The organism is Vibrio sp. Vb2960, from assembly GCF_033337665.1.
In the GTDB taxonomy this organism is placed as follows: Bacteria; Pseudomonadota; Gammaproteobacteria; order Enterobacterales; family Vibrionaceae; genus Vibrio; species Vibrio alginolyticus.
Genome location: NZ_JAWORD010000011.1, coordinates 150763 through 176279, shown reverse-complemented (window position 1 = coordinate 176279; position 25517 = coordinate 150763). Strand labels below are relative to the sequence as shown.

Annotated in this window: 19 protein-coding genes, 1 tRNA gene and 1 other RNA gene; 14 read left to right on the top strand and 7 right to left on the bottom strand. The window is 43.6% G+C overall.

Going from position 1 to position 25517, the window contains the following annotated elements; genetic code table 11:
- Positions 1-67 (bottom strand) — tRNA-Tyr (locus R7O03_RS11810).
- 292 nt (positions 68-359) lie between these two features.
- Between R7O03_RS11810 and R7O03_RS11805 the strand changes: the two genes are divergently transcribed.
- The 3 genes from R7O03_RS11805 to R7O03_RS11795 all read left to right on the top strand — a co-directional run bounded on the left by R7O03_RS11805 (position 360) and on the right by R7O03_RS11795 (position 4986).
- Positions 360-1454: an efflux RND transporter periplasmic adaptor subunit gene (locus tag R7O03_RS11805; protein ID WP_005378593.1), complete on the top strand. Its 1095-nt coding sequence runs from the start codon at positions 360-362 to the stop codon at positions 1452-1454.
- A complete protein-coding gene (gene vmeF / locus R7O03_RS11800) occupies positions 1454-4567 on the top strand; it encodes a multidrug efflux RND transporter permease subunit VmeF (RefSeq protein ID WP_262636097.1) in 3114 nt (1037 codons plus the stop codon). Before R7O03_RS11805 ends, vmeF begins: the two co-directional genes overlap by 1 nt.
- Positions 4568-4788: 221 nt before the next feature.
- Complete coding sequence (locus R7O03_RS11795; RefSeq protein WP_031781369.1) at positions 4789-4986, top strand: type II secretion system protein; 198 nt, start codon at positions 4789-4791, stop codon at positions 4984-4986.
- A gap of 90 nt (positions 4987-5076) precedes the next feature.
- Here the strand turns inward: R7O03_RS11795 and R7O03_RS11790 are convergent, their stop codons facing one another.
- Positions 5077-5652: a porin family protein gene (locus R7O03_RS11790; RefSeq protein WP_213871758.1), complete on the bottom strand. Its 576-nt coding sequence runs from the start codon at positions 5650-5652 to the stop codon at positions 5077-5079.
- 214 nt (positions 5653-5866) lie between these two features.
- On the opposite strand from R7O03_RS11790, the gene R7O03_RS11785 reads away from it, so the two are divergent.
- Complete coding sequence (locus R7O03_RS11785; RefSeq protein ID WP_005378586.1) at positions 5867-6184, top strand: DUF1244 domain-containing protein; 318 nt, start codon at positions 5867-5869, stop codon at positions 6182-6184.
- Positions 6185-6245: 61 nt separating this feature from the next.
- On the opposite strand, the gene R7O03_RS11780 is transcribed toward R7O03_RS11785, so the two are convergent.
- Positions 6246-7340 carry a PLP-dependent cysteine synthase family protein gene (locus tag R7O03_RS11780; protein ID WP_005389952.1) on the bottom strand — a complete coding sequence of 365 codons (1095 nt, stop codon included), beginning with the start codon at positions 7338-7340 and terminating at the stop codon, positions 6246-6248.
- Between the two features lie 140 nt (positions 7341-7480).
- On the opposite strand from R7O03_RS11780, the gene R7O03_RS11775 reads away from it, so the two are divergent.
- Positions 7481-7945 carry an Lrp/AsnC family transcriptional regulator gene (locus R7O03_RS11775; RefSeq protein ID WP_025998626.1) on the top strand — a complete coding sequence of 155 codons (465 nt, stop codon included), beginning with the start codon at positions 7481-7483 and terminating at the stop codon, positions 7943-7945.
- Positions 7946-8401: 456 nt separating this feature from the next.
- Positions 8402-11443, top strand: a complete 3042-nt coding sequence (locus R7O03_RS11770) for a cadherin repeat domain-containing protein (protein WP_285386150.1) — start codon at positions 8402-8404, stop codon at positions 11441-11443.
- A 68-nt stretch (positions 11444-11511) separates the two neighbouring features.
- Here the strand turns inward: R7O03_RS11770 and tesB are convergent, their stop codons facing one another.
- The gene (tesB, locus tag R7O03_RS11765; RefSeq protein ID WP_005378575.1) at positions 11512-12372 is read right to left on the bottom strand and encodes an acyl-CoA thioesterase II; all 861 of its coding nucleotides are present in this window, start codon (positions 12370-12372) and stop codon (positions 11512-11514) included.
- A 240-nt stretch (positions 12373-12612) separates the two neighbouring features.
- Here tesB and R7O03_RS11760 point away from each other — a divergent pair, with 240 nt between their 5' ends.
- Entirely contained in the window at positions 12613-13047 is a 435-nt protein-coding gene (locus R7O03_RS11760) for a YbaY family lipoprotein (RefSeq protein ID WP_285386151.1), read from the top strand.
- 30 nt (positions 13048-13077) lie between these two features.
- Here the strand turns inward: R7O03_RS11760 and R7O03_RS11755 are convergent, their stop codons facing one another.
- Positions 13078-13380 (bottom strand): DNA base-flipping protein, encoded by a 303-nt coding sequence (locus R7O03_RS11755; RefSeq protein ID WP_005378570.1) that lies wholly within the window; start codon positions 13378-13380, stop codon positions 13078-13080.
- Positions 13381-13637: 257 nt separating this feature from the next.
- On the opposite strand from R7O03_RS11755, the gene R7O03_RS11750 reads away from it, so the two are divergent.
- From R7O03_RS11750 to udp, 7 genes are all read left to right on the top strand, one after another.
- Complete coding sequence (locus R7O03_RS11750; RefSeq protein WP_005389942.1) at positions 13638-14381, top strand: hypothetical protein; 744 nt, start codon at positions 13638-13640, stop codon at positions 14379-14381.
- A gap of 152 nt (positions 14382-14533) precedes the next feature.
- Positions 14534-16537, top strand: a complete 2004-nt coding sequence (locus R7O03_RS11745; RefSeq protein WP_005389940.1) for a GGDEF domain-containing protein — start codon at positions 14534-14536, stop codon at positions 16535-16537.
- Between the two features lie 137 nt (positions 16538-16674).
- Positions 16675-16771: signal recognition particle sRNA small type (ffs, locus tag R7O03_RS11740), an RNA gene on the top strand.
- Positions 16772-16983: 212 nt separating this feature from the next.
- Entirely contained in the window at positions 16984-17718 is a 735-nt protein-coding gene (locus R7O03_RS11735; protein WP_005378485.1) for an RNA methyltransferase, read from the top strand.
- 247 nt (positions 17719-17965) lie between these two features.
- A complete protein-coding gene (locus R7O03_RS11730) occupies positions 17966-18385 on the top strand; it encodes a CBS domain-containing protein (RefSeq protein WP_005378483.1) in 420 nt (139 codons plus the stop codon).
- Between the two features lie 172 nt (positions 18386-18557).
- Positions 18558-20864, top strand: a complete 2307-nt coding sequence (locus R7O03_RS11725) for a zinc/cadmium/mercury/lead-transporting ATPase (RefSeq protein ID WP_005389935.1) — start codon at positions 18558-18560, stop codon at positions 20862-20864.
- Positions 20865-21178: 314 nt separating this feature from the next.
- Positions 21179-21937, top strand: a complete 759-nt coding sequence (gene udp, locus R7O03_RS11720) for a uridine phosphorylase (RefSeq protein WP_005378479.1) — start codon at positions 21179-21181, stop codon at positions 21935-21937.
- Between the two features lie 157 nt (positions 21938-22094).
- On the opposite strand, the gene R7O03_RS11715 is transcribed toward udp, so the two are convergent.
- Both R7O03_RS11715 and R7O03_RS11710 read right to left on the bottom strand, forming a co-directional pair.
- Positions 22095-23255, bottom strand: a complete 1161-nt coding sequence (locus R7O03_RS11715; RefSeq protein ID WP_005378476.1) for a DUF1887 family protein — start codon at positions 23253-23255, stop codon at positions 22095-22097.
- A gap of 163 nt (positions 23256-23418) precedes the next feature.
- Positions 23419-25410, bottom strand: coding sequence for a methyl-accepting chemotaxis protein (locus R7O03_RS11710; RefSeq protein ID WP_005387809.1), 1992 nt, complete (start codon positions 25408-25410; stop codon positions 23419-23421).
- Positions 25411-25517: the final 107 nt, after the last annotated feature.

The window sequence follows — 25517 nt, the reverse complement described above, 5'->3', positions numbered from 1 at the left end:
GGACGGATTCGAACCATCGAAGGCAGTGCCGGCAGATTTACAGTCTGCTCCCTTTGGCCACTCGGGAACCCCTCCAGAGGATTTTTATACTTAGTAAGATGTTTTCCCAACTCATCTCCCAAGTGCGGAGCGAATCATAGCAAACTCGCTCAGGCTGTAAAGCGTTTTTCTTACGTTTTTACGTTGAATGCTGTCTTTTTGGGCAAAGATGGTAGAAAGTCAGCGTTTTGTTTGTCCTTTGAACAGAAGAGAAGCGCGCTTTTTACTTGAATTTACACTACTTGACGTTAAACACCGTATCTACTGATAAACTGTAAGCAGTTTAATGACATAAGTTTATTCGTTTAGAAGTCAATATCATGAGCATGAAAGCCACGTTATCGTTATCTGTTTTAACGCTTTCTATATTACTGAGTTCTCCATCGGTTTGCGCTGCGATGCGAGGAGGCTCAGCGGTTACCGTTGTGACTGAACAAGTAGAAACGCACGAGATCAATCAATCCTTAACTCTTATCGGCAAATTAAAGGCAGCGGAGTCTGTGGTTGTCGCATCGGAAGTCGCCGGCAAAGTGAATCAAATCGCTGTTAAAGCGAATCAAAATGTCCAGCAAGACCAGCTATTAATTAAGTTAGATGACGATAAGGCTCAAGCCGCTTTGATTGAGGCAAAGGCGTACCTTAAAGATGAACAGCGTAAGTTAAAAGAGTTCCAACGTTTGGTTAAGCGGAATGCGATTACTCAAACTGAAATCGATGCACAAAAAGCCAGTGTTGAAATAGCACAAGCGAGGCTTGATGCTGCTCAAGCCAATTTAGCTGATCTCCATATTACTGCCCCATTTTCTGGCACTGTTGGTTTTATCGATTTTAGCCGAGGCAAAATGGTCAGTGCCGGTACTGAACTTTTGACGTTGGATGATCTTTCCGTCATGGAACTGGATTTACAAGTACCGGAGCGCTATTTATCGATGCTTTCTATTGGTATGGAAGTCATCGCTAAAACCAGTGCATGGGGTAGCCAGACCTTTACTGGTCAAGTCACAGGTATTGATACGCGGATCAGCGCCGAAACACTGAATCTTCGCGTGCGTATTGAGTTTGATAACCCAGAAAATCAATTGAAGCCGGGCATGTTGATGAACGCTTCACTAGCATTTCCTGCTATTAAGGCGCCAATCATTCCTGTTCAAGCACTTGAATACTCCGGAACTAAACGTTTTGTATATGTAATTGATGAAAATAACAAAGCTACTCGTCAAGAAGTGTCGCTAGGGGCTCGTGTTGGTAACGAGGTGGTGATCGAATCTGGTGTTGAGATTGGTGACAAGATTGTGGTTCAAGGCATTGTTAACATGCGTGATGGTGTCGAAGTGAAAGAAATTGTCGCGCCACTAAAAGCGAACACCACGGATGTGACACGCAATGACAGTGAATCGGATGAGGAAGAAAACTAATGTTACTGTCCGACGTTTCAGTTAAACGCCCTGTCGCGGCGTTGGTTCTGAGCATGCTGTTGTGTGTGTTTGGCTTTGTGTCATTCACCAAATTAGCCGTTCGTGAAATGCCTGATATAGAAAGCCCAGTCGTTTCTATCAGTACGCGTTATGAGGGTGCATCGGCGACTATTATTGAAAGCCAAATTACCTCCGTTTTGGAAGACCAGCTTTCTGGGATCAGTGGAGTTGATGAAATTAGCTCCACTACTCGTAACAGCATGTCGCGTATCACGATCACGTTTGAATTAGGTTACGATCTCAACACAGGTGTGAGCGACGTGCGTGATGCCGTGGCTCGTGCTCAGCGCTCGCTACCTGATGAAGCGGATGACCCTATTGTTTATAAGAACAATGGCTCGGGAGAGGCATCGCTCTACATCAATCTCAGTTCTGCAGAGATGGACCGTACTCAATTAACGGATTATGCCGAACGTGTATTGATGGACCGCTTTAGCCTGATCTCTGGGGTTAGCTCCATTGATCTCTCCGGTGGTTTGTACAAGGTCATGTACGTGAAGCTTAAGCCAGAACTAATGGCTGGACGTTCAGTTACAGCTTCGGACATTACATCAGCTTTGCGAAGTGAGAACCTAGAAAGCCCAGGAGGTGAAGTTCGCAACGACTCAACAGTAATGTCCGTGCGTACGGCTCGTACTTATAACACGCCTGAAGATTTTCAATATCTTGTCATTAAACGCGCAAGCGACAATACACCTATCTATTTAAAAGATGTAGCAGATGTCTTCATTGGTGCAGAAAACGAAAACTCAACCTTCAAAAGTGATGGTGTAGTAAACATCAGTCTTGGTGTGGTACCGCAGTCAGACGCAAACCCGTTAGAGGTTGCGAAGCTGGTTAGGTCTGAAGTCGATAACATCCAGAAGTTCTTACCAGAAGGTACACGTCTTGCGATAGATTACGACGCGACAGTGTTTATCGAGCGTTCAATCGAAGAGGTGTACAGCACGCTATTTATCACGGGCGGCTTGGTGATTTTGGTATTGTACATTTTCATCGGCCAAGCTCGTGCAACCTTAATTCCTGCGGTTACGGTACCTGTTTCTCTGATTTCTTCGTTCATTGCCGCGTACTACTTTGGGTTTTCTATCAACTTGATCACCTTGATGGCGTTGATATTATCGATTGGTTTGGTGGTGGATGACGCAATTGTGGTTGTAGAGAATATCTTCCACCATATTGAACGCGGTGAATCGCCATTACTCGCCGCATATAAAGGCACAAGAGAGGTTGGTTTTGCTGTTATAGCAACAACATTAGTGCTGGTGATGGTGTTCTTACCGATCTCCTTTATGGATGGCATGGTAGGTCTACTATTTACAGAGTTTTCTGTATTGCTGGCTATGTCGGTCATATTCTCCTCTTTGATTGCCCTGACGCTGACTCCTGTATTAGGTAGTCAGATTTTGAAAGCGAATGTAAAACCAAATCGATTCAATGAAGCGGTTGATCGCTTGTTTAGCAAGCTTGAGAGTGGCTATCGCGCATTATTGAAAGGTGCATTGAAAGTACGTTGGGCTGCTCCGCTGGTGATTCTAGCTTGTTTGGGCGGTAGCTATTTCTTGATGAATCAGGTACCGGCCCAGCTGACCCCACAAGAAGATCGCGGTGTGATATTCGCGTTTGTGCGCGGTGCAGATGCTACGTCATACAATCGCATGTCAGCCAATATGGATATTGTCGAAGACCGATTGATGCCATTACTAGGGCAAGGTTATCTGAAGTCATTCAGCATCCAAACGCCAGCGTTTGGTGGCCAGGCAGGAGACCAGACAGGCTTTGTGATCATGATTCTAGAAGATTGGAACGAACGTGATATCACGGCTCAGCAAGCCCTTAACAAAGTACGTAAAGAATTGGCGGGTATCCCAGATGTTCGAGTGTTCCCATTTATGCCAGGTTTCCAAGGTGGTTCGAGTGAGCCAGTTCAGTTCGTATTAGGCGGCTCTGATTACGGTGAGCTCGTTGTTTGGGCTGAAATGCTAAAGAACAAAGCAGAAGAATCACCAATGATGGAAGGAGCAGAGATAGATTACTCGGAAAAAACGCCTGAGTTATTGGTTACAGTTGACCGACAGCGTGCCGCAGAGCTAGGAGTCAGTGTTAAAGACATTTCTGACACCCTAGAAATCATGCTCGGTGGTAAAAGCGAAACGACTTATATTGAGCGTGGCGAAGAGTACGATGTGTATCTTCGCGGTGATGAAAATAGCTTTAATAATGCTGCAGATTTAAGTCAGATTTATCTGCGCACGAATAGCGGTCAGCTAGTGACGTTAGATGCGGTCACAAAAATTGAAGAAGTGGCGGCCTCTATTCGTCTTTCTCACTACAACAAACAGAAGTCCATCACTATTACTGCCAACCTGTCGGAAGGTTATACATTAGGAGATGCGCTGAATTATCTAGACCAGGAAGCCATCGACAACTTACCGGGTGACATTTCGGTGAGCTATTCGGGGGAGTCGAAAGACTTTAAAGAGAACCAAGCAAGTGTTGCTGTTGTGTTTGCATTGGCACTACTAGTGGCGTATCTCGTGTTGGCGGCTCAGTTTGAAAGCTTCGTAAACCCGTTAGTGGTCATGTTTACGGTGCCGATGGGTGTATTTGGTGGCTTCCTTGGTTTGGTTATTATGGGCCAAGGTATGAACATTTATAGCCAGATTGGCATGATCATGTTGATTGGTATGGTGACGAAAAACGGTATTTTGATCGTAGAATTTGCCAATCAGCTACGTGATCGTGGCGTTGGGTTTGAAAAAGCGATCATTGATGCAGCTGCGCGACGTCTACGTCCAATCTTGATGACTGCGTTTACCACACTTGCTGGCGCAATTCCGTTGATCGTATCGACAGGGGCGGGTTATGAGAGCCGTATTGCCGTGGGTACGGTTATCTTTTTCGGGATGGGGTTTGCGACATTGGTGACCTTGTTTGTTATCCCGGCAATGTACCGATTGATTTCGGCGAAAACACAAGCACCAGGTCATGTAGAAGCAGAGTTAAACAAAGCAATTAGCCATGATACGAAGGGCCGTGTTGCCCACCCCTAGCAGTAGCACGTAAAGCTTTGATTGAAAACGCCGGGCAATTTTTGTTCGGTGTTTTTTTGTATAGATAGTGATTACTTATAGATTTAATGATTATTTTTGTTTATTATTTCGCCACTTATTCGAGGGGCACAGGACTCGCTCATCGTTTTGACTGAATGTTGGGTCTTGTTAGGTTTAATGCTAGGAAAGCAGCCTATGCCTATTATTATTGAGGTGTTTCCTTGAAAAAAGTACGTGGTAGTTACATGGTCGAAATGGTTTTAGTTGCAGGTGTTATGGCGTTGCTAGCAACTACCGCACTTCCAACGTTGACGAATGCATTAAAAGATCGTCAAGATGGTATTTTGCATTCTCTCGATGCTGGTCAACCAAGCAACCATGTGAACAAAGAGGCAACAGAAACGTTCTCTGTTCAGTAAATGACGACATACTATAGAATCTAAAAGAAGCCGAGGCAAAACACTCGGCTTCTTTGTTTTTCAATTATGGAAACTTGGTGCTATCTAATGTTAGAAGCGTTTCCCTAGGCTGATTTGTACACCTTCGTAGCTGTCGTAAAAATCTTCAAAACCCATATCCGCGACATTATAAATGTACTCTGCGCGTAACCAGATATCTTTGCTCATATCCCAATGGACACCAGCACCGATGTTGAATAGTGCACCTGAATCATCTGTGACTTTTTGTTCGTTTGGTACGTACATTTCGGCTTGAGTGCCAAGCGCTGTTACGCGACCGAATAGTGATAGTGGCGTATCGCCTAAGTTATCACTTGTTACAACAGCAGACATACCTGCTTGGTAATAGTGAAGATCTAAGTCAGTTTTTAGAGCATTGTTCTTAAGTTCATTTTGTGAATAGCGCAGAACCCCTTCAAACGCGAGGTATTGGTTTACATGGTAACCCCAGCCAACGGTGATATGTGGTGTTGACCACTCATTGTCTCTATCCGAGCCGAAGTACGGTGTATCAAAACCAACGTTACCAGTACCCAGATAAAAATAAGATTGATGAGCTTGTTCTTGAGCAGCTAAAGTTGGCACGCTAATGGTCAAGGCAGACAATAATAGAATGGCGTTTTTCATAACTAGACGATAACCTTGGTAAAAGACCGTTGTAATGATTTGTTTAAATGTTAATTTAATCAATAGGATGGATGGTAATTATCATATCAGCTTTTATCAAAGGTAGTGATTTTAGAGTGGGAATTGTTGCGCTAAAGCATACTTCTTACTCATGACTACCGACTAACTAGATATGGTGACGAAAGCTAGCTAAATAAGAGAGAAGGAAAGGAAAGTGGCTGAATTCAAATACAAAAACTTGACTCAAGAAGAACAAGATAAGTTAGACGCGGCGACATTTCGCCGTTTATTGGCGCATTTAGATGCCAACAAAGACGTACAAAACATCGACCTGATGATCCTTGCGGGCTTCTGTCGCAACTGCTTTAGCAAATGGTATAAATCTGAGGCTGAAAATCTCGGTTTGGATTTAGATATTGATGACGCTCGCGAACGTGTTTACGGCATGACTTACGATGAGTGGAAACAAAATCATCAACCAGCGGCAACTCCAGAACAATTGGCTGCGTTTGAAGCGCGCCAGAAAAAGTAAAACCCAGCGATAAAAACAGCCCGCATGAAGTTGGGCTGTTTTTTAAAGTCCAGTTTGCACGTTAAGCGTTAGTTGAGCCGCAACAAGCTGGCTCAACGCAACCTTTTGCTTGAATGACTTCGAGTTGAGCTAAGTAAGGTTGAATATCGCCGATGTTCTCTTTTACCCATGTTAAGTCATAATACGTATCTAGGTAACGCTCTCCAGAATCACATAGAAGCGTCACGATTGAACCCTTCTCACCGCGTTGTTTCATCTCACAAGCCAATTGCAGCACGCCGTAAAGATTGGTGCCTGTTGATGCGCCGACTTTACGCCCAATCAGCTGAGATACCCAATGGGCAGTTGCCACACTGGCTGCGTCTGGAATTTTGCGCATTTCATCAATGACACCAGCAATAAAGCTTGGTTCGACACGTGGTCGCCCGATACCTTCAATTTTGCTGCCAGTATCACCTTTCAATGAGTGATTTCCTGACTGGAAAGCGTCGTAAAACACTGAGTTTTCAGGGTCTACCACGCAAAGCTTGGTGTCGTACTTTTGGTAACGAATAAAACGGCCAATGGTTGCTGATGTGCCGCCTGTTCCAGGACTCATCACTACCCAGCTAGGAATCGGGTGATCTTCTAACTCCATTTGGCTAAAGATAGAGTTCGCGATGTTGTTGTTACCGCGCCAGTCAGTAGCGCGTTCAGCATAAGTAAACTGGTCCATGTAGTGACCATTTAGCTCTTGAGCCAAGCGTCGAGACTCGTCATAAATCTGATCTGATCGTTCAACAAGGTGCGCTTTACCACCGTAAAATTCAATTTGTTCGATCTTTTTACGTGCAGTGGTTTTCGGCATGACGGCAATGAACGGTAAGCCAAGTAAACGCGCAAAATACGCTTCCGAAACGGCAGTGCTGCCTGAGGACGCCTCGATTACAGTGGTTTCAGGACCAATCCATCCATTACAAATAGCATAAAGAAACAATGAGCGCGCCAATCGATGCTTAAGAGAGCCTGTAGGGTGCGTACTCTCATCTTTTAGATAGATATCGATACCATCAAGAGAAGGTAGTTCGAGTTTAAATAAGTGAGTATCAGCAGAACGTTGGAAGTCTGCTTCAATTTTACGCACTGCATTGTTGATCCAATTGTGGTCAGTACACATGGCGTCTCTCCTTGGGAAATCGATAGATAAGTATTAGATAGGGATAATTTATCTATAATTTTCGAGAAAAACTTTGCTATTGTTACTCTTAATAAAGATTTTTGTAGAAAAAATTTCTACATTTTATGGGTTTTATAGAAATGAGTTTAGATCGAATAGATAAGCAGCTGCTTGCTTTACTACAAACCGACAGCACCTTGTCATTAAATGACGTGGCTGAGCGAGTCAATCTTACTACAACACCATGCTGGAAGCGCTTGAAAAGGTTGGAAGAAGAGGGCTACATCGAAAAACGCGTGGCGTTGTTAAGTGCAGAAAAGCTCGAGCTATCTTTCATTGCATTTGTTCAGTTAAAAACGATTGATCATTCCGAAGGTTGGTATCACCATTTTGTTACAACTGTGAGTGACTTTCCTGAGGTAATGGAGTTTTATCGTATGGCTGGCGAGTATGACTACATGATGAAAGTACTAGTCAAAGATATGAAGTGTTTTGACGAATTCTATAAGCGGTTAGTTAATAGCGTAAAAGGGCTATCTAATGTGACTTCAACATTTGCTATGGAGTCCATTAAATACACAACAGAGTTACCAATCCTAAAATAACTCGCCCTATAAGAATTCTATCTAATGTTAATTCTACCTTTTAGTATTTTAAATGTTAAAAGGTAGTTTGATTATGCTTTTAAAACTATTTCCTACCAGATTTTTATAAATATAAACGATATTTATTCTCTCTTCTATTTTTCATTAACTGTTTGTTTTTACAGTCCATTAATCCTATACATCATAATGAAAGAAAAAATAACGCAATTTTTTCTCTTTCTTTTTCATGTTTTATTTTATTGAATATTAATTTTTACTAAATTAATGGAAGAGTTTGATTTGAACGTTTGCTTTTTGTGTTTTCATGTAATTTGGTCGCTATTTTTGAGTATTTGTTTTTAGGATGAATACAGTAGCAATTACTTAAGTAATAAAGTACTCAAAAATGGGGGTAGTGATTAATAAAACATCGTATTATTATCGCCCCATCTTGTATGTAACAAAGTATTACTAAAAATGAACAGAAATTACTATTTGCTTTTTCTCGCAGCTTTACTTGCTGGCTGTGGCGGTGGGGGAGACTCTAAGCCGAACAATACGAAGACACCAGCTACGATAACAAAGCAGAACCGTCCGCAATTAAAAGTGGAAGACACGGTATTGAAGTTTGAAGGAGTGGGAACGGTTACTGAAGCAAAACTGAGCAATGTACATGGGTCGGTATCTTACCAAGTCATTGATTCTAATCCGCCAAATGTCGTGAAAATTAATGACTCAGGAATACTACAAATTCTGCGCCCAGGAACGGCGACTATTCTTGCTACAGATAGTAGCTCTGCTTATGAATCTTCTGAAGCAAGGTTTTCTGTGACTGTAGAGCGAGGCATCAATACTGAACTTTCAGTGAGTGATCTGAATTTCAATGCGATTGAGTCAGAAGGAAAAGCGTTGATCGTCCGTGGCCAAAAAGGCGAACTGAGTTATGAGGTAGAAAGTGGTCATAACTTGATTCGTGTTGATGAGAACGGTTCGGTATATTCATTAGGTTCAGTTGGTCAGGCATCGGTGCTGATTACTGATTCAGGTAACGACTTTTACTTGCCGAAACAAGTTCGCGCTACGGTTAAACTGCATGCAGTAGCTCCGGGGCAATTACAGTTCGCTTTGCTTGAAGACGAGTATCGAGAAGGGTTGACGTTAGAACCAGTGCGTCTAGATAAAGCTCAAACGCAACGTATTTCTTACAAAATTATAAATAGCGTACCAGACAGCAAGGTGGCCGAGTTGCTAGATCCTGATACGGGTTTGCTTCTTGTTCATAATGTTGGTCGATTAACGGTTGAAGCGACTGCAACTTACAGCGACGCGTTTCTGGATAAACAGCAAACAGCGCAATTTTTTGTGGATATAAAACAAGGCAAGCGTCAAGAAATCAGGGCAGCGGATATCGTCACAACTTATGAGGAAGGTGGACGAATTTTCCCTAAGGTGACGAACGCCTACGGTGACTATGAGCTGAGAATCATTCGTGGTGAAGACGTTGTCGCTAAAACTGAAAATGGTGAAGCATTACTGATCAAAGGTGTTGGTGCTGCTGAAGTGGAAATTTACGAGCATGACATGCGTAATTATCCTGAAAGCAAAACTCGTTTTGATCTTGAAGTTAATCGCGCGCCTCATCCCGTTATAAAAGACATTGAAATGCCGCTTACCTATCAACCAAATCTTTCAATCCCTCTGGCGTTTAAAGGGCAAAAAGGTAACGTAAATCTAGTTAGCAGCTTACCTAATGGCTTACGAATGACTGACGGCAAGTTGGAGGTAGTGACTGCGGGTGAGTACGACCTTAAGTTTGAAGACGATGGTGGGGAGTTCTACCAACCTATTCAATTTAATGTCGTCATTAAAGTTGCAAAGGCTGAAGGCCAACCCATGGCAACGGACGATTATGACGTTGTATACAGCAACAAATACAGTTTTGATCTTCACCGTGATTTTGGTTTGAGTGCTGACGAGCAAATTGAGATTGTAGATAACACCGCACCAGATGTTGTCGGTGGTTTTAGTGAAGGACGTCTCCATGTGTATAAAGCGGGTAAAGCGACGCTAACTGTGCGCAGAAAAGAGAGCGCGAATTATACTGTTGGTCCTGATCAAAAAGTCTACGTGACAATTTTGAGTGCGCCGAGCCGAATTGAAGTTCAATCCGATGTGGAAGAGATTTGGAAGGTTGGCCAAACATTTGTTGCGCCGAAAATCTCTGGTACGGTTGGGGAAGTTACGTACCGATTTGCAGACAACGCAGCAACAGATGTAGTTTCCTTAAACAGCCAAACGGGTGCCATGCAAATTCTTAACGCGGGTAGCACAAAAATTATTGTTTCGGATGCGGGGGACGACAAAGTGGATCCGGGTGAAAGTAGTTTCTCGGTCACGATTAAACAAGGCACAAACCCTGTATCGGTTACTTACCCAACGGTAGAATTCTCCGCTGGTAGTGTTATCTCAGCAGTGATGAGTGGTGGGACTGCGAAGGCAAGTTACCGTCTTATTAACCAAAAAGATCCTGTGGTCGAGCTAGTTTCCCCTGATACGGGGCGTTTGAAGATTTTGCACGCAGGCGAGTACCAAGTAGAGGTTACTCTTACTGGACGCAACTACAAAGCTAAAACAATCGTCGTAAATGGCACTATTAACAAAGCGAATCACCCTGGTTTAAGTGCTTCTACAATGAAGGTGGAATTTGAACCATTTAAAAAGGTTAAGCTAGACTTTGGTACACCAATAGGAAACCGCAGCTATCAAATATCCAGCTCAACAATTAAAGGAGTCGCTTCATTAGATGTTGATAAGGAAGAGCTGACGTTACTTGACCTCCCACCAGTAAAAAGACGTTGGATTTCTCTTGACGTTTCGGAAGGAGAATCTCGAGATTACAAAGCGTTGGAAAGTAAGAAAGTCCAGCTGTATCTAAGCTTTGCAGATGAAGGTGTTGCGGATCAATATACATTGCTTGAAACTGAACAAACAGTATTGTTTAGCACGCTAAATGCACGTGAGTTTTCTAACTTAGAAGAAAGTGAGTTTGGTTTGATGAACGTTCGTTCAGTGCGTGAGCCAACGGACGAAGAATTGAAATTATACGGCAAAGGTAAGATTGCACTACTTGCATTCAAGCCGGTGGGTAACGATGACCAAACTCTAATAAAAGGAGCGTGGGTACACTTAGCTCGATTTGATGGATGTACATCAGAGCTGTTCGAAGATGATCTCAAGCCTTTTGAAGCAATTGACTATGATGACCCAGGGTACTGCACCAACGGCAGCACGATTCGTATGACTCGGTTCTTAATAATTGATGACTCGAAGATGGAAAAGGTAGAGTATGAGTTAGTAGCACCTGTGATTACTTACCGTCGTGGGGTTCGTGAATTTTTAGCAACGAATAAAGGTGGATTCTATGCCGACCCAAATGTCATTTACGGGAAAGGCGAATATGGTTACCCGAAATCACTTTACGAATGGTCGGTTATTAACATGAAGTATCAACCAAATTAATCATCGTTTGATACCCATTAAAAAAGGAGTGCGGAACAGCACTCCTTTTTTCGTCTGGCGAACACGAGCTATTTCGTGTAGCGCATCACCCCTTCTTGCACGGCGGTCGCCACTAAGTGACCTTGCTGGTTGTATATTTCGCCACGGACCAACCCACGAGTATTGCTCGCCGTTGGGCTCTCTATCGCATATAGAAGCCATTCATCCATCTTAAACGGACGATGGAACCAGATAGAGTGGTCAATGGTGGCCACTTGAAAGTTAGGCGTCATTAATGAGACTTCATGTGGATGCATTGCTGTCACAAGGAATCCCCAATCGGATGCGTAGGCCAGAAGGTACTGGTGAATTAGCTGATTCTCTGGCATTTCACCATTAGCACGAATCCAAAGGTACTGTTTGGGTTCTGCTTTTTTGGGCTTCAAAGGGTTGATAACCGTAACGGGGCGAGTTTCGATAGGCTTTTCCCCGCAAAATGTTTTGCGTAAGCGTTTGGGTAGAAATTCTGCAATATGGCTTGCGAGCTCACTCTCTGAGGCAAAGTTTTCTGGACCAGGGATATCTGGCATTTCTTTTTGATGATCAAACCCAGGTTGATCGCCATGGTAGGATGCGGTTAGGTAAAAAATAGGGCGTCCATTTTGAATTGCTTTTACGCGTCTAGTGCTAAAGCTACGGCCATCTCTCAGATTTTCTACATCATAAATAATAGGTTTTTCTGGATCGCCAGGGTACAAAAAATAGCTATGGAAGGAGTGTACCGTGCGTGTTTCTTCAACGGTGTAGCGCGCAGCAGAAAGCGCTTGCCCAATTACTTGACCGCCATAAACTTGAGGCAAACCTAGGTTTTCACTTTGGCCACGAAACAAGCCTTCTTCTAATTTTTCGAGTTGTAGTAGGCTGAGCAATTCTCGTAGTGGTTTACTCATTGTGTCTCCTCACCGTTGTCTTTCATTCCAAGTTACCTCAACAGCCTCACTCTTGTGAAGTGGCATAGTTAAGAACTATTGAGTAACTTAGAAATAGTATTGTTCCAATTATGAAACAAAATCAATTGTTTGATAAATTCTAACTCAGTCAAACTATTGTCAAATAAAGTGACAGGAAGCAGACAGTTTTATATTCCAGACCTATAATTGCTTCGGTTTAATGCTCTTTTCGAGGAATATATGAAAAAAACACTACTACTTGTTACTTCTCTACTCTTTGGGGCTGCGTTAGTGGGTTGCCAAACTTCTCAAAATACAGAAATGGAATCTACAGAAGCGTCAATGAAGACGATTACAGGTACAGTGGCTTATCGCGAGCGGATTGCCTTGCCACCAAACGCAGTGGTTACTATTGCGTTAGAAGATGTGTCCTTGGCGGATGCGCCAGCAAAAGTGTTGGCGAAACAGACATTCGAAACAGAAGGTAAGCAAGTTCCTCTTTCTTTTGAGTTGAGTTACGACAGCAATGAAATCAAACAAAACCATCGTTACAGCGTTCGTGCTCGCATTGAGGTAGATGGAAAGCTGCGTTTTATCAGCGACACACATAACGGTGTTATTACAGATGAAGCACAAACTCACCAATTAGATATTCGTCTAGTTGGAACACGTTAATACGACGTACTGAGAACAAAAAATGGCAGCTTAAGGCTGCCATTTGTATTTTTTAAGTGAAGTTTTGCCAACTTCCGAGACTTCAATCCCTTCTGCTTCTAATTTCTTTTTTTGTCGCTCTAAGTCTCTGCCTTTTAAAGATATTTTTCCTTGGCTATTTACCACTCTAAACCAGGGGAGTTTACTGCCTTCTGGTAAGTTACCCAGTGCTTTACCAACATGTCTCGCATAGCCCGGATAACCGGCCATTTTTGCAATTTCCCCATAGGTGGAGACTTTTCCTTTTGGAATTTGGTGAATTACAGCAAAGATTTGCGCTAAAAATTGGTCCATACTCAAAAGTGTCTATTTTGGATTACTAAGGAATGGTAAACCATTGGACTTGTATATTGCTAACGGTTCTTAACCCTTGTGTTGCCAGCGACTCACTTTGAAGAATTACATTTTCTGCTCTTTAGTGTCGTTGGTTGATGAGCCTTAAACAGCATGAAGCAAACGCAAGCTAAGCTTGAATCTAGACCCTCTCAACGACTTTCAATCCCAGTTTTTGCCGTTGAGTTACCAAGTAGGTGGGGAAGCCAGGAGGCGCTATGATTTTATCGACACTTCAATTTTTCGTTACGACCTTACTCGCTGTTGTCTGTGTTCGGGCGATGAGTTTGAGCGAGGGTGACATTCCCGTTCTTGCACTTATGATCCCCGCGCTGTGGGTTCTGCCACAAGGTGGGTTCGCTGGCTTAGTATTGCTGGGCGCGATGATGGCTTTTGGTGCGACACTCTCAATGCAGCCAATTGCTTTGTCGGTTGGTGTTTTGATCCTTTTCCCACTTTTAATGGTGGTATTTTCTCGTAGAAGCTCTTTAGGCGTGTTGCTCACCGCTGGTCTTATTGTACTTACACTGCAAGTTGGTCTTATGGTCACACAGCAAGGCGGTAAGCTGGATGGGTCTGCTTGGGTTACAGTGGTTCAAACCATTGCGGTTATGGCGATGTGGTGGTCGGCTGCGCATTGGACGCCATCCAATAAACACAGCTGGTGGCCGTTGTTTTTGTTGCTCCCATTGTGGATTGCAGGCCTACCGTACGCCGTTCTTATGGCGTTAAGTTTGACGGGAATGTTAGCGTCAATGGAAGCACTTGCGAAGCTTCAACATACCATTCGTTGGAGCAAATTATTATGTTGGACATTGCCGACTGTGGGTTTTGCCGCTTTAGTCGTCAGCCCGACCACGGATGTGCCAAACCCTGTTTTCGTGGTTTGGATCTGTTTGTTAGGGACGGCTTGGATGACTGACTATATTTTACGTAGTAGCGATGAACAGGCTGAATTATGAGTTTTTAGTCAGGTAAAAAGTGACATGTGCGGCAGAGTATCGAATTGGTTGTGGAACAAAATGGAGATTAGTATATGTTCTTCATTTCATATTTACTACACTTCCAATAATAATAACCACAATATAAGTGGTTGATTTAAGATAAGTTTGTCATGACAACTTTTGCTCGAACACTGTTGCTTTTTGCATGTTGCCTCTTGAGTTTGAATGTAAAAGCCGAAGCCCCTTTAATTGCTCATTATAAAGTCGCGACTGAAGCGGATGATGTCGTCACTCGTGTTCTTTTCAATGCTGCTTCAGAGGAGTTTGGCTTTACCGTTCAATACGTGAACTACTCCAGCTTTGATGCCATTCTAAATTCAGTAGCGAATGGGGAAGCGGACTTTGCTGCGAATATCACTTACACACAAGAACGTGCTCAACGTTTTAGTTATTCCCGCCCAACAAATATCGAATATACCTACCTCTTTGGTTTAAAAGATTCGACGTTGAGTGACATTTCGCGTGTTGGCGTCCCCAAAGATACAGTTTATGCCCAATTACTTAAACAACACTACCCTGAGCTAGAACAGATCTCTTATCAAGGTCACGAACAAGCAGTAACACTGCTACGTTCAGGTGCTGTGGACGGCGTTGTCGATGCCATTAACCAGCTCAAGCCGATGCTGATGGAGGGGTTTGACGCCAAGATGCTCAATGATCAGATTTCGATAAAGCCCGTATCCATCATCAGTAAAAAAGATCATCATCTTGAAGAGTTGGACACGTTCGCTACGTTTATTCACGGGGAAGCGGTGCAAAAGCAGCTTCGCGAAGAAATTTCCCAGTATCAATTTGAATTAAGGCGAGCAGCGTTGCGTGATTCTATTCGTTTATTACCCCTTGATTTTAATGAACCAATACGGATTAAGCTCGAATCTATCTTTCCATATGTTGTATACAACGCAGATGGTAGTGTCGAAGGGATGACGGCTGATGTAGTCCTGAGAAGTTGTGAGATCTTGGCTTTAAACTGCTTGATCATTAGTGAGCCTGGTGAAAGCTGGGGTTCTATGTACCATGAGTTTATCCAAGGTAATTTCGAAATTTTGGCGCCGTTAACGGTCAGCCGTGAGCGGCGCGCATTTAGCTACTTTCCAAAGTCCCATTACGCGCCAGCATCGGTGATGGTCAAGCGTTTAGGTTATAAGCCGAGCACATACTCTCATGTTTCACAGTTGATATCTGAGCGGATTGGCGTAGTTAAGGATGACTTTTTCGATCAAATGATGACGCAACTGTTACCGCTAAAAGAACTCAAACGTTATCGTACTCAACAAGAGCTCATTCAGGGGCTATTAAATGAAGAAGTCGATTACATTCCGATGGATACGGCGATGCTCAATCATTTTTTACGTCTCAGTGAATTGGTTCCGATAGAGCAGGATACCGCTATTGGCGAGTTTTATGAGTCACAACTCTCTGTTGGATTGGTCGCGAATGAAAAAGGAGCCATGCTTGCGCCTTTCTTCAGTCGAGCGATAGCGATGTTAGAAGTTGATAAGATCATTGCTCAGTACGATGTACGCCCAGATTGGCGTACCGCACTTGAATATGAGATTCGATTAGCGACGCAAACACAAGCTGTGTTTATCTTTGTATTATTGTTTGCTATTTGTGTTTCGCTTTATCTTTACCGTCAATCGAACACTGACAACTTAACAGGGTTAAGGAATCGTCGTGCGTTGCAAGTAAAGTATCGAAAAGGAGTAAACAAAGATCTATCCATACTTTACTTAGACATTAATCATTTCAAACGAATCAATGACACTTATGGTCATCGCGCTGGGGACGAAGTTTTACAACTACTGGCGCTAAAAATTCATTATGTCTGGTCGGGAAGATGTTATCGAATTGGAGGGGATGAGTTCATATTACTGGGTTATCCTACGCAAGCCGAGTTAACTAGAGCAATGAGAGAGCTCAGTAGAATCGATGTGAAAGGCAAATTATGTAGTGATTTGGAGTCTATAAGTATCTCTATTGGTTTCTCTGCAAAAAGGGAACGGCACATGAGCTTAGAGCAAGCGATGCATTTGGCTGATGAAGACATGTACATGAGTAAGCAGTCCTCACGGCACGACTCCTCTTATCGTGACTGTACGGTTTCATCATAAAGGAATGAATTGATCGAGTTTTGTTCAAACGGTAATGAAATGATGAAATTCAAGGTTTTTGCTCTTGCATTATGAGAGCTGATACTGAATAATCGCCCCATCGATTGAGGCAAGACCTCTCGAAAAGAATTATGGGGCTCTGGTCCTCTCGCAACAATAGCTCGTGAACTCGGTCAGGTCCGGAAGGAAGCAGCCGCAGCGTGTGACTTGTGTGCCGGGATGTGGCTGGGGTCCCACCCTTTGAAAGCCCTGCGTTATCGCAGGGCTTTTTTCGTTTTTGAGCCTTCTTTTATTTTGGCTACGCTTGGTGTTCAACGTCTTCTGATGATCAAGCTTCTTGAGGTTATTTAGGTATAATTTATAATCTCATCCGCTCGATACCGAACTTTCGTGAAGATTGTTTAGGGTACGCTCGTCGAATAACCATTTTCACCTGGGATACTTTAATGATTTCAAAAAACCAATTAAAACTGCTTCGTGCTTTAGGTCAAAAGAAACAGCGTAAAGCGCATGGCTTATTCCTAGTTCAGGGTGAAAAGAACGTACTAGAGCTAGCAAGTAGTTCATTGAAGGTGAAGCAGGTTTTTGCAACAGCGGCATTTCTCGAACAAAATGCTGGTACGCTAAATCGTTTTGATTGTGTTGAAGCATCGCTTGATGAATTGACCAAAGCGAGCACGCTTGTGAGCAATAATGCGGCCATTGCTGTGGTTGAAATTCCGAGTGTAAAAGAGCCTCAAGCGAAAGGCTTGATGATTGCGCTAGATGGTGTATCCGACCCTGGTAATCTAGGTACGATTATTCGTGTTGCAGACTGGTATGGCATCAAGCACATTATTGCGAGTACAGATTGTGCTGATCCTTATAATCCTAAAACGATCAGTGCGACCATGGGCAGCTTTGGCCGCGTACAAGTGAGTTTGGTGGATTTGCCAAGTTACTTGGAACACGCCAAATTGCCAGTATATGGCGCGTTTTTGGAAGGAGAGAGCGTTCATAAAACGGATTTCGCTGCTGAAGGTATTTTGTTGATGGGCAGCGAATCTCATGGTGTGCGCGAAGCCGCAGCAAAATTCGTGACAGATAAAATCACGATTCCGGCGTTTGGCGGTGCCGAATCACTGAATGTCGCGATGGCGACTGGCATTATTTTAGACAACATGCGCCGCCAACATAGCTAACGCAACAATTACTTAATAACAAAGCCAGTCAATTTGACTGGCTTTGTTGTATTTATTGCCTAGAAAAATCAGCCTGGCTGAATCTTGCGTTTAACGAAATACAGTGAATGTTGTTCGGTGAGTTAATTTTGTTTTAGTTCAATAGGCTGTGCCTATAAATAAAATTACTCCTTTCCATTTAGTAAAATCAGGAAATTAGGCGACACTTATCTAAAGGCCGCAATAAAATGCCCTTAAGGAGATAAGAATGCATTCATTAAAAGTAAAAGATTACATGACGTTGCAAGCGGTGACTTTCACGAAAGATATGTCACTTTCGGCAGCTTTAAACAAAGTAATGCAAAGTGTCACACTAGGTGGCCCTGTCATTGATGAAAATGAAAAAGTGGTTGGGTTTTTATCGGAGCAAGACTTATTAGATAAGTTGGTGAAAGCAAGTTATCACTGCCAAGATACACATACGGTACAAGAGTGTATGCATGATGATGTCTTATCTGTTTCTCCAGAAATGTCAGTAATTGAACTGGCTGACATGATGAAAGTTGGAAAGCCGAAAATGTATCCAGTGGTGGATGGCAAAGGTAAGTTGGTTGGTGTTATCACAAGAAGAGACGTGCTGCGTGCCATAGGAATGACATTAAATGAGTGCTTTAAGCATCCCGTTTAACCTCTCTGTTTAAACTTTACGGAATATTGCTTTTAAACTGGTTTGGAAAGACGCTTTGGCGTCTTTTTTATTTTCTATCGCCGAACTGTACAAATTTATCTTGACCTTGGAGCTTACTCTAAGGTTTATCCTTAGCAATAGGTAAATCACCGATACCAATAAGGAAAAAATTATGTGTACAAAACATCAAGGTTGCCAATCTAGCAAAATCAAAACTGCGGTGCCGCTTGGTGCAAGCGAGTCATGCTGTGCGCCAGTAAAATCTTCGCTCAATATCTCTCAGGCCAGTGTTGATGTTTCTGAAAGCTCTTGCTGTAGTGGAGGAGGCCGCAGCGTAGATACAGGCGAGGAAGACGATCCCACAAGGGAGAGTAATTCCTCCGTTCGGAACGCTTGGCTTGTGTCAGGTATGGATTGCCCATCTTGTGCGCAAAAGCTTGAGAAAGCCATTACGTCTTTACAAGGCGTCAGCCAAGCCAAGGTTTTGTTTGCAACAGAAAAACTGGTCGTCGATTTTGATGGTCGAGAGCTGATAGCTACGATAGAGCAGACAGCCCAAAAAACGGGTTTCCCGCTCTCTTCACTGGATGCTCCAAAACCAAGCACTACAAAGAAAGGCTGGCTTGGCGTCATAAGAGACAACATCCAAATTCTCTCGATTGCTGGTGCAATGGCTACTGCGGCAGTAATTTCTAAGATCGACCCTCAAATAAGCGCTTGGTTATTCACTTTGACGTGTTTACTTGGTTTATACCCAATCGCGCTCAAAGCATTTAAGTTGGCGCGTAGCGGTACGCCTTTTGCGATTGAAACGTTAATGAGTGTAGCGGCGCTCGGCGCTTTATATTTAGGTGAAACCGCCGAAGCCGCAATGGTGTTATTGCTTTTCCTTATTGGTGAAAAGTTAGAAGCATATGCATCATCTCGCGCGCGAAGCGGTGTCCAGGCGTTAATGGACTTAGTCCCAGAAAATTCAATTTTAATTATTGATGGAGAGCGTAAAGAAGTACCAGCTGCTCAGCTTAAACCAGGGGATATCATAGAAGTCGCACCCGGAGGTCGTTTGCCTGCCGACGGTGTTTTGCAAGATGCGCTTGCGAGTTTTGACGAAAGTGCGTTAACGGGAGAATCTGTTCCCGTTGAACATCAAACCGGTGGCAAAGTGATGGCCGGGGCTGTGGTTGTCGATAAAGTGGTTCGCTTACAGGTGACTTCCCGTCAGGGCGAGAATGCGATAGACCGAATTCTTCATTTGATTGAAGAAGCCGAATCTCGTAAGGCACCATTAGAACGCTTTCTTGATAAATTTAGCCGTTGGTATACGCCGCTAATGATGCTGGTGTCTCTGATGGTTATCGTTACGCCGCCATTACTATTTGCCCAACCGTGGGAAACGTGGATCTATCGAGGACTCGCCCTTCTGTTGATTGCTTGTCCATGTGCATTAGTAATTTCAACGCCGGCGGCGATCACTTCTGGCTTGGCGGCAGCTGCTAAGCGGGGCGCATTGATCAAAGGTGGTGCGGCGCTTGAGTTGCTTGGCAAGGTTGAGTCTGTCGCATTTGATAAAACTGGGACACTGACGCAAGGTAAACCAGAAGTGACTGACGTCTTTGCTTTTGATATGGATGAAGACAAGTTACTTAGCCTAACTGCGTCAATCGAGGTTGGTTCAAGTCATCCTCTAGCGGTTTCTTTAGTTACCAAAGTGCAAGAGCAGGGGCTTACTATTCCTGAAGCGTTGGATAAAACCGCGCAAGTAGGCTCTGGTGTCACTGGTTACGTCGATGGAAAAATGGTCCAAGTGGTCACGCCTTCAAAGGCAGACTTTCCACTTTCTCAAGAAGCCAAAGAGCAAGTGGTTACGTTGGAACAACAAGGTAAAACGGTTGTCATTGTGCGTTACGATGACGAGGTCATTGGCGTGATCGCATGGCAAGATACATTGCGCTCAGATGCCCAGCAAGCCATCGCAATGTTGAAGGAACTTGGGGTCACGTCGGTGATGCTAACGGGTGACAACCCGAGAAGTGCAGAAGCAATGGCAAATAGAATAGGCTTGGATTATAAAGCGAGTTTGTTACCTGCAGACAAGGTGCATTACGTCGAGAAGCTATCACAACAACATACCGTTGCGATGGTGGGAGACGGTATCAATGATGCTCCAGCCATGAAAGCTTCGAGTATCGGCATTGCGATGGGAGGCGGTACGGATGTTGCGCTCGAGACTGCTGATGCGGCGTTAACACACAACCGGTTGATTGAGCTACCTGCCATGATAGAACTGTCGCGTGCGACGCTAAGTAACATTCGTCAGAATGTCGCGTTAGCGCTAGGTTTGAAAGGTTTATTCTTAGTGACAAGTTTACTTGGTGTTACTGGGTTGTGGGTTGCTGTATTAGCCGACAGTGGTGCAACAGCACTGGTGACATTGAATGCGTTGAGATTACTTCGTTTTGAGTCCAGGCAGATCAAATAACTGACCTAACCATTGATCCCACTCATTAATAGCCCGAGGCATTCGTGTATCGGGCTTTTTTTAACCGTATTAACCTGATGCGATCAGACGTTTTTCTCGTCCTTGAAATCACGCATTGCTATGCAACAAAATGATCTAACGCCCCTTAAAGTGTGATCAATACCAGTTTTGTTTGAAATTTCATTTTCATTACATTTTATCATTGTGATTGTGATCACTCTATGTTGGTGAAAGGTTCGCTACAGTGCATCTGTACCCAATAACTGATTAATGAGCTTATTGTTCATAAAATAAGCCACAATAAGGAGCGACTTATGTCTCAAGCTGTATTCCATTTAGGTGTTACTGAAGCTGATCTTAATGGTGCGACTCTAGCGATCATTCCTGGTGACCCAGCGCGTGTTCAAAAAATCGCAGAACAAATGGAAAATCCAGTATTTCTAGCAAGCCATCGTGAATACACGCTATACCGTGCAGAGCTAGACGGTAAACCTGTTGTGGTTTGTTCTACAGGTATTGGTGGTCCTTCTACCTCTATCGCAGTTGAGGAATTGGCACAGCTTGGTGTTCGTACTTTCCTACGTGTTGGTACAACGGGTGCAATTCAACCGCATGTAAACGTGGGTGACATGATCGTAACGACGGGGTCAGTTCGTCTTGACGGAGCGAGCCTACACTTTGCTCCTATGGAATTCCCAGCAGTTGCTGACTTTGAAGTAGCAACCGCAATGAAAGCAGCGGTAGAAGAGTCTGGCGCTACAGTTCACATGGGTGTGACTGCATCAAGCGACACGTTCTACCCTGGTCAAGAACGTTACGATACGTTCTCTGGTCGTGTTGTTAAGCGTTTCCAAGGCTCTATGCAAGAATGGCAAGACATGGGCGTACTTAACTTCGAGATGGAGTCTGCAACACTGCTAACAATGTGTGCGAGCTCTGGTTTAAAAGCGGGTTGTGTGGCAGGTGTTATCATCAACCGTACACAAAAAGAGATTCCAGATCATTCAACTCTGAAAGAAACGGAAGCGCGTTCAATCAAAGTGGTTGTAGAAGCAGCGCGTAAAATGCTTTAAGCCCCTATAGTTGGCATTTAAACAAACAGAAAAAACCAGAGGCTAACCTCTGGTTTTTTTCTAGTTATAGAAATGCGTACAGCTAAAATTTAGGTATAAAAAAAGCAGCATTAATGCTGCTTTTTATCGTTGTGAATTTTAGCTTTTCTTAATGGCACTATATCTCGTCTGAACCGCCCGCGTCTTTAAACCAAGCAGTTAAGTGCGTTCTTAAATCTTTAAGCTCATCAGGGCCAATCAGGGCTAGCCCTAAGTCTTCAGCACGAGTAATGTCATTGTGACGAAGAGGACGGAAGCTCACCAACATTGCGCGCGCTTGTAAGCCACCTAATAGATCGCGAAGCGATTCTAACTTATATAAAGTATCGTCGCCGTCATCTCTCATGCCTTTGGTTTTGCACTCGATGATGTGCAGCTTGTTGTTTACAACTGTTGCGACATCTAACTCATTGCGTACTTCACTTTCACCAAGTTTGCGATAAACCTGAACATTTAACGATCGATCTTGGATCGTTGGCATGGTGTCTTGGATTTGCTTCACGGTGCTGTGAACCAAAGTTTCTAACCACTCACCGTTTGAAAAGCGTCGAGCATCTTCATCTGCAAACGTTAAAACGCCATTCTCATAGGTGGCGATTTCTGCTTCTACTAAATCTGAAAGCAACATGTTGAGCTCACGGTAGCCCTGCTGTTTTTCGGAGAGCTCGACATCAAGCTTTTGTTCTTTGCGGCATGTGGTTGCAAGGTAGTTAAGTGTTGCTAGACCTGGCCCAAGTTCAAGCGCATTTGAGGCCCATCGTTCACCAAGTTCATACAATTTTTTATCAAGAAGAGGTGGTAAATCAACGTGGTGAAACTCGCCGCGTGCACCAAAGATAGTGAGGTAATCTGCAATCGTAATGTGATCTTCGACTTGGGTATCTTCTTTGCCATCAGGGTATAACCAACAAAGCTTATCGCTACTAGGCTCTACCACAAAAATTGGCCAGCGATAGGTACGGAAAACTTCGTACACCGACAACAAGCGATGACGAAGACCACAGCTCGCGTTCAATTTTACATCTTCGCCGCGTTCATGGAGGTCTTTTGCCAGTTTTTGAATTGCTTGTTTGATCAGAGATGTATTAACAGCGGATGGAATTTCAAAAAATTCAGAAGTAATTTCTCGTTGATCTAAAACGGCACTCAGTCGGTCAAATATATCTAACTGGCTCTTGTCTCCGATGAAGACGATATGTGTGCTTAGCGTACGATTATCTAATAGAGGAGTGACCAATCTCACTGGGTCTTGGTCGATAATACCAACATGAACAGCCATAGATTTTCCTTTTTATGAGGCCGCTCGAAAAGAGTTGTGCAAGGGGATGAGCTGGCCTTATTAATCATATGTAGACATGGCCGACAAAAAACAAGGGCGACTTAACAAAAAGTCGCCCTTATACAGTTGATTGCACTAATTAATGCTCTTAATTATAAAGTATTTATAACTTAAATCGGTGGACCAATTCATTTTGCTGATGAGCCAAGTGGGTCAGTGATTCACTGGTTTGTGCGATATTCGACATGGCTTGGAAACTTTCATCGGCGATGCTGTTGATATCTTCGATGCTGCGAGCAATGTCTGTTGATGTTTCACTTTGCTCTGCTGCTGCTTGTGAAATGTGCGTACTCATTTGGCTGATTTCGATGATTAGCGCCTGGATCTCTTCCATTGAGCTGTTCGCTTTTGACGCTTGCTCAACCGACATCTCCATATCGCTCATACAGCTTTGTATTACTTGGTTTGCCGATTGTGAGCTAGATTGCAGATTACTGATCATAGATTCAATTTCAGTGGTTGATTGAGTCGTTCTTGATGCGAGTACTCGTACTTCATCTGCCACTACCGCGAAGCCGCGACCTTGTTCACCAGCGCGAGCCGCTTCAATTGCCGCGTTCAATGCCAGTAGGTTGGTTTGCTCCGCAATGTTGCGGATCACATCAAGGATAGATCCAATTTGACCACTCATCTTTTGTAGCTCAGAAACTGCGGAAACCGATTCGTTCAAACGTGTTTCTAGTTGATTAATGGTTGAGATGTTACTGCTCATAACATTTCTGCCTTCTTCAGAGGCAGATTCGACGCGTTGCACCATTTCTAGCGAGCCTTGCGCACTTTGCGCGACTTCTTGCACTGAATGAGACATTTCAGTCATCGCAGTAGCGACGTTTGCCGTTTGTTCGCGTTGAGAGCTCAATTTAATTTGTGCTTGCGAAGAGGTGCGTTCGTTGGTTGTCGCGGTTGACGATAGGTTTTCTGACGCTTCGTTGAGTTTCACCAAGATCTCGTGAAGGTTGTCGGCGAGTGAGTTAATGTGTCCACTCACACGGCTGAATTCGTTGTTATAGCGAATGTCGATACGCTGTGTCATATCACCTTCAGTCAGGCTTTCTAACACTTTTAGAATACGAGTCAACGGTTCGCGAACGCTTTGTGCGATGTGGTAGCCAATAGCTGTCGCGAGTAAAACGACAATAACGCCAATGATGATGGCTTTCGTTACACCCGCCGAATATATGTCACCTGCGTCTGCCAATGATTCATTGAGCTTATCTGTTGCGGTTGTCGTGAATTGCTCAAGAATCGCCATGGTTGAATCCACTTTATTTGCTAGGTTGGCGATATTGTTATACAAAGCGGCGCGGGCATTGAGGTAATTATTATGTTGGTCTAGCACACCGCCACGCATACCAACGTCACGAGTAAATTGCTCTACAGATTCGCCAAAAGCTTTTTCTAGCTCAGGAAGTTGAGTCACCAACCCGCGGAATGCGTAATTCAAGTGCGTTACTGCTTTGCGGTTTTTAGCTACGGCTTGCGTAACAAACTCAGGGTTGGAACTGGCGAGGGCATCAGAGGTAATTACTTCGGCATCTTTTAACTTGATAAAGTAGCTCTTTGCCATGACTTTGACAGAAATGCTGGTTTGATCTGCCACATATTCTTTAAGACCAACCGAAAGTTCGGTATTCAGTTTTTGGAAGCGGCGTGAGGATTTTTGCACTTCTTCTTGAGCCGCGAACATTGCTTCGTAGTTGTCCATGGCCTCTAGAGCTTCTGTAAAATAGCTCTGCTCTAACGTTTTTAACTGTGAAAACGGTTCGGCAAGAGAAGGGTAGATTTGGCTTGCGGTTTTCAGTTGAGCCAATGTGGATTCGAAGCGTTGTTGAGATCTAGCAAATTCCTGACGCATTTCATCCATGCGTTGTTTATTCTCTGTCGTCAGGAAGTCTTTAAATGATTTGTCGGCAGAAAGCAGCTCAACACTGGTTTGATTAGATAACGATACCAACGGTAGGGATGATTTAGAAACCGTGCCAAATTTTCCGTGAATATCACTCATTCCTCCCATCATAATGGCAATTGTGACGGCAAATAGGATGATGATCAGTGCAAAGCCGGCATACATCCTTTTAATAACTGAACCTCGCATAAGTGAGCTTCCTCTCCCAAAAATAGACAAGCTACCCAAGCATTTTTGAGTTTACTTGGGTATAAAAATAATAATTGTCTTAAAAAAGTAACAAAATTCATTGGATT

Bases quoted from the DNA above. Each gene is read 5' to 3' on its own strand.
- R7O03_RS11805 (WP_005378593.1), top strand. From the start codon at position 360: ATGAGCATGAAAGCCACGTTATCGTTATCTGTTTTAACGCTTTCTATA.
- vmeF (WP_262636097.1), top strand. From the start codon at position 1,454: ATGTTACTGTCCGACGTTTCAGTTAAACGCCCTGTCGCGGCGTTGGTT.
- R7O03_RS11790 (WP_213871758.1), bottom strand. From the start codon at position 5,652: ATGAAAAACGCCATTCTATTATTGTCTGCCTTGACCATTAGCGTGCCA.
- R7O03_RS11780 (WP_005389952.1), bottom strand. From the start codon at position 7,340: ATGTGTACTGACCACAATTGGATCAACAATGCAGTGCGTAAAATTGAA.
- R7O03_RS11775 (WP_025998626.1), top strand. From the start codon at position 7,481: ATGAGTTTAGATCGAATAGATAAGCAGCTGCTTGCTTTACTACAAACC.
- R7O03_RS11770 (WP_285386150.1), top strand. From the start codon at position 8,402: ATGAACAGAAATTACTATTTGCTTTTTCTCGCAGCTTTACTTGCTGGC.
- tesB (WP_005378575.1), bottom strand. From the start codon at position 12,372: ATGAGTAAACCACTACGAGAATTGCTCAGCCTACTACAACTCGAAAAA.
- R7O03_RS11760 (WP_285386151.1), top strand. From the start codon at position 12,613: ATGAAAAAAACACTACTACTTGTTACTTCTCTACTCTTTGGGGCTGCG.
- R7O03_RS11755 (WP_005378570.1), bottom strand. From the start codon at position 13,380: ATGGACCAATTTTTAGCGCAAATCTTTGCTGTAATTCACCAAATTCCA.
- R7O03_RS11750 (WP_005389942.1), top strand. From the start codon at position 13,638: ATGATTTTATCGACACTTCAATTTTTCGTTACGACCTTACTCGCTGTT.
- R7O03_RS11745 (WP_005389940.1), top strand. From the start codon at position 14,534: ATGACAACTTTTGCTCGAACACTGTTGCTTTTTGCATGTTGCCTCTTG.
- R7O03_RS11735 (WP_005378485.1), top strand. From the start codon at position 16,984: ATGATTTCAAAAAACCAATTAAAACTGCTTCGTGCTTTAGGTCAAAAG.
- R7O03_RS11730 (WP_005378483.1), top strand. From the start codon at position 17,966: ATGCATTCATTAAAAGTAAAAGATTACATGACGTTGCAAGCGGTGACT.
- R7O03_RS11725 (WP_005389935.1), top strand. From the start codon at position 18,558: ATGTGTACAAAACATCAAGGTTGCCAATCTAGCAAAATCAAAACTGCG.
- udp (WP_005378479.1), top strand. From the start codon at position 21,179: ATGTCTCAAGCTGTATTCCATTTAGGTGTTACTGAAGCTGATCTTAAT.
- R7O03_RS11715 (WP_005378476.1), bottom strand. From the start codon at position 23,255: ATGGCTGTTCATGTTGGTATTATCGACCAAGACCCAGTGAGATTGGTC.
- R7O03_RS11710 (WP_005387809.1), bottom strand. From the start codon at position 25,410: ATGCGAGGTTCAGTTATTAAAAGGATGTATGCCGGCTTTGCACTGATC.